The following is a 4197-nucleotide window of genomic DNA, read 5'->3' as shown; positions in this document are numbered from 1 at the left end:
GATAAAAAACGTCATGATGGATCTCCTCAAAATGCAGATGCACGACACGAAGAGACCATCCCAGACGGAGTGATCCCGTCATGGGGTTATGAATGTTAAGACCAGTTTAGTTGGTTTTTTTGAACAATCGCTGCTTATTTGCAGATGATGGCTAATAAATTTTATAACAAACGACACTAGAATACTGGGAATTATGTCCTCATAAGATCTGGCTGGCCTACCCTAAGCGAACTATTCCAGCACTCAAGCGTTACGCGGCGACTGGCTGAAGTGAAGCTTTGAACTATTCAAGCTCTGACATAACGGCAGAACAGGGCATCTGTGTGACTGACTTAACTTTAGAAAAAAATACGAGCTTAACGTTAGTTGTAACGAAAAAAAGGATTTGACTATGACTAGTAAACAGGACGAATTAGTTAAAACTAATAATGCAGAGCATCAAGCGCGCTATCAAAAAAATCAACGTGCTTTAGAGCGTATTGGTTAACTGATACTGAAGCTTCTTTAGTAATGGAGTTCATTCATCAACTCCGTGAAGAAGGCCAAAATATAAAACAAGAAGTTCTAGAGAAACGAGGCCATAAAAAACTATTTAGTTGGTTAAAGTAATTCCTGCTGATTTTTTAGATCCATCTTTTGGAAATAAATAACTTTTTATCGAGTTACTTTCTAATAGTTGAATGGGTTAGTGAACACTGGGAGTGGCTGTACTCGGTTTTAAAGAGAATGCTGCCTCTATTGTCTACTTATATAGGACAAAAAAACAAATATATACATCTTAATCTTGTTGAATTGGGACAGTAATCTTCTCACCACACCAACACACACCCATAAGGACGAATGAAATGCGTATTGAAGCCAACAACACTCTCGATCTAGTCGGCCGAATTCTGCTCGCTAGCCTGTTTATCACCAGTGGCATTGCCAAGGTTTCGGCGCCTGAGGCCACATTGGGTTATATCGAGAGCATAGGGATACCTTATCCCTTGTTGTCGCTACTGGCCGCTCTAGCTGTTGAGCTAGGTCTGGCAACTGCTTTGGTCGTTGGATTGAAAACACGTCAAAGCGCGTTGGCTATGGCCGGTTTTAGCGTGGCTACGGCAGTGTTGTTTCATAATCAACTGGGTGACACCAACCAACAGATTCATTTCTTAAAAAACGTGGCTATTGCCGGTGGTTTGCTGCAGGTAGCCCGAATTGGGGCAGGAGCCTTCAGTTTGGATGCTGTGTTGAATCGCCATCGCCGCGTTCAATCCGCTGTAGCTTAAGCACTTGCACTGATTGAAGCGGCCCATATCGTATGCCCTTACTCCAATGCCACCCGAGGCAATATTGAGGTCAGCCTAACGCTGATCTAATCCTTAGGATATTTGCCCCATTCAGTAATCGAGTGGGGCCAAAGTGCAGCCATCATTGTGACAAAACAGGTCACAGTCTGAGTCGCAAAGCGCGCTTACTCCTTAGCCGCCACAGACATAGGATGATCCCAACGAAACGAAAAAACCCTTCAGATCGCCGAGACGCCCAGAACGACGCCATCGTTGAGGTCTGAAACTGGAGGTCACTGTGAACACTCAAGTCAAAATCGCTGCTCTGATGTTGGTTTCTGCTTTGCCTCTGATGAGCCAAGCAGCAGAGCCTGTAGTCGAAGTCGAACATTACAGTTACGGTCAAACCCTAGATGTCAAAGAAGTGGTTTCGATTCAAGCCCTGCAACCTGAAAGTAGCTGTGGTGTCATCGAGAAAAAAATAACCTACAAAGACAGCCAAGGTCAGGAGCATGAAATGGTTTATGAAACCGTTGGTAACGGATGTCAAAACGGCTAATGCCGCCAAAGCGAATACACAAAAACCCCAGTTAAATCTGGGGTTTTTATTTTTGATGGCTGCTTCTATGTACCACGGTCTTATGGTGTAATTTCCACCACTTAGTGGATGATTTTACACCATGTATACACGGAAAATACGCCAAAGATTACTTGAAGCCTTAGATGATTCTCCAGTGGTGCTGGTCAACGGCGCTCGCCAGACTGGCAAGAGTACGCTGATCCAAGATCTTGGCCGTGAAGCGGCTTACTACACCTTCGATGATCCGGCAGTGTTAGCGGCTGTGCAGGCTGATCCCTTCGGTTTCATCAACGCGCTCAAGGGGGCGGTCTGCCTCGATGAGGTACAGCGTGCCCCTGAGGTATTCTTGGCGATCAAGGCAGCAGTGGATCGTGACCGTACCCCCGGTCGTTTTTTGCTGACCGGCTCGGCTAATGTGCTGCTACTGCCACAAATCGCTGACTCTCTAGCTGGGCGTATGGAGGTACTGAATCTGTGGCCTCTAGCGCAAAGCGAAGTCGAGCATCAGCCTCTAAGCATGATTGATCGGCTGTTTAGTGGCGAGTTGCCGGATAAGTGCCATTTCGAGCGGCAAGACTTCATCGCGAGGCTAAGTCGTGGAGGTTATCCTGAAGCTCTAAGTCGCTCTAGCGAACGGCGGCGGGAAGCTTGGTTTGAGAGCTATCTCCATACCATATTGCTGCGTGACGTCCGTGACCTAGCCCAGATCGAAGGGCTGACGGAGATGCCGCGTCTGATGCAACTGCTGGGCGCTCGCAGTGGCGGGTTGCTGAATGCTGCCGAGCTGTCGCGTTCAACGGGGATTCCGCAGACTACGCTCAAGCGCTATCTGACTTTGTTGGAAACTCTTTTTCTTGTACGCCAAATGCCAGCATGGTCATCCAATCTCGGCAAACGACTACAGAAATCACCCAAGCTGTTTGTGAGTGACTACGGTTTAATGGCCCACTTGCAGGGCTTGAGTGAGGCCAGTATGGCAGCTGGATTGGGGTTGCCGGGGGACTTAGTAGAGGACTTCGTGCACGCTGAGCTAGTTAAGCATCAAAGTTGGTCAGATTTGCGTACACAGTTGATGCATTACCGCACCTCAACGGGTATCGAGGTGGATTTTGTACTGGAAAACCGTCGTGGCGATCTGGTTGGTATTGAAGTCAAAGCAGCAGCTACTATCAGCAGCAAGAGCTTCAATGGCCTTCGTCATTTACGCGAGATCACACCACAGCAGTTCAAGCGAGGCGTGGTGTTTTACTCAGGTGATCAGGTCGTACCTTTTGATGAACAACTGGTAGCCGTACCGCTCGCATTATTCTGGAGTTAGTTAGGTACTCCAGCCAAGTCTGGGGTTTGTTATTTTTAACTTTCTATTTATGGCGCAAAATTGCCGTCAAAATGCGTAAAAATTCGCTTTTTTAGGCTCAATCGCTAATAACATATTCTCGGCTTAGGCGTTGGTACAGCTCGCTATGACTTTCGCCAGGGCGAGCCATCTTTTCAGCCTCAGCTTTAGTAATGACATGGCGTTTTGGCTTAGAGCGTTTTGTGCCGGTTTGAATATCAACTACATTCGAGATTTTGTTCTGTTTTGCTGAGAATGTGAAGCTAAAACCCGTAATCGTGCGGCCTTGTTTGTGCTGCTTATAACTAGCAAAAATGTCAGTATGTTCGTTGATTTGACTGATAGATGAGTCTAAAACACGGCGCTTGAAGTTATCCATTCTTGGATATTCATCTGGCTCAATTCCAAGCTGTCGCCGAAAGTCATTTATTTCGAAAATTGGAGTTTTTCCTGTTGAGCGCCAAGAGATAAGTAATTCATATAAACGCACAGCATGCACACTGGTAAGACTAGCTACTTGCTCTAGTCCGTAGTAAGTGAATTTGTTCTGTAAGTCACATAGCAAGGGCTGGACATGAGGTGCAAAAGCAATTTCAACAAATGCCCCGCCTTCGATATACGAAATATGTGAAACCCAGCGGCTAACTGTTGTTTTAAGCCCCTTAGGAGTCTCTTCCTGAAAGCTAAATCGACGTTCAAATAGCTGACTAGCTGCGTCTTTTAGAGCCTCATAGGCTGTCTGTCGCGTGATATGGAATTGTTCTGCATATCGATCAGCGCGAACTATCAAGCTCTTTAGAGCATTAGGCTCACCAGCGGCTTCAGTCACTGCCAGAAGAATAAGTCGTTGCTCTGCGAGAGTCAGCGTGTATGAAGCATTAATCAATGCGTTGTCTTTTTTTACGATTTTTACGATGTCTTTTGCCATTTTTTCATTCGCCTCCTTGCAAATAACTACATAAAAAAAAATGTAGTTATTTGCAAGGAATTTGTAGTTTTATTGGTAGGAATTT

At 45.9% G+C, this 4197-nt stretch carries 4 protein-coding genes; 3 read left to right on the top strand and 1 reads right to left on the bottom strand.

Annotated elements, in window-relative coordinates:
• Window positions 1-845 precede the first annotated feature (845 nt).
• From LX59_RS15480 to LX59_RS15465, 3 genes are all read left to right on the top strand, one after another.
• Window positions 846-1268: a DoxX family protein gene (locus tag LX59_RS15480; RefSeq protein ID WP_144573370.1), complete on the top strand. Its 423-nt coding sequence runs from the start codon at window positions 846-848 to the stop codon at window positions 1266-1268.
• Window positions 1269-1566: 298 nt separating this feature from the next.
• Window positions 1567-1827: a DUF2790 domain-containing protein gene (locus tag LX59_RS15470; protein ID WP_144573369.1), complete on the top strand. Its 261-nt coding sequence runs from the start codon at window positions 1567-1569 to the stop codon at window positions 1825-1827.
• A 121-nt stretch (window positions 1828-1948) separates the two neighbouring features.
• A complete protein-coding gene (locus LX59_RS15465; RefSeq protein WP_144573368.1) occupies window positions 1949-3166 on the top strand; it encodes an ATP-binding protein in 1218 nt (405 codons plus the stop codon).
• Between the two features lie 97 nt (window positions 3167-3263).
• Here LX59_RS15465 and repM read toward each other — a convergent pair whose 3' ends face one another.
• A complete protein-coding gene (gene repM, locus LX59_RS15460) occupies window positions 3264-4112 on the bottom strand; it encodes a replication initiation protein RepM (RefSeq protein ID WP_144573367.1) in 849 nt (282 codons plus the stop codon).
• Between the last annotated feature and the right edge of the window lie 85 nt (window positions 4113-4197).

The organism is Azomonas agilis (assembly GCF_007830255.1).
GTDB classification, from domain to species: Bacteria; Pseudomonadota; Gammaproteobacteria; order Pseudomonadales; family Pseudomonadaceae; genus Azomonas; species Azomonas agilis.
Note: the sequence above shows the minus strand (reverse complement) of the source record. Positions and strands in the feature narration are given on the sequence as shown.

Coding starts and splice junctions, on each gene's coding strand:
- repM (WP_144573367.1), bottom strand. CDS start 4,112: ATGGCAAAAGACATCGTAAAAATCGTAAAAAAAGACAACGCATTGATT.
- LX59_RS15465 (WP_144573368.1), top strand. CDS start 1,949: ATGTATACACGGAAAATACGCCAAAGATTACTTGAAGCCTTAGATGAT.
- LX59_RS15480 (WP_144573370.1), top strand. CDS start 846: ATGCGTATTGAAGCCAACAACACTCTCGATCTAGTCGGCCGAATTCTG.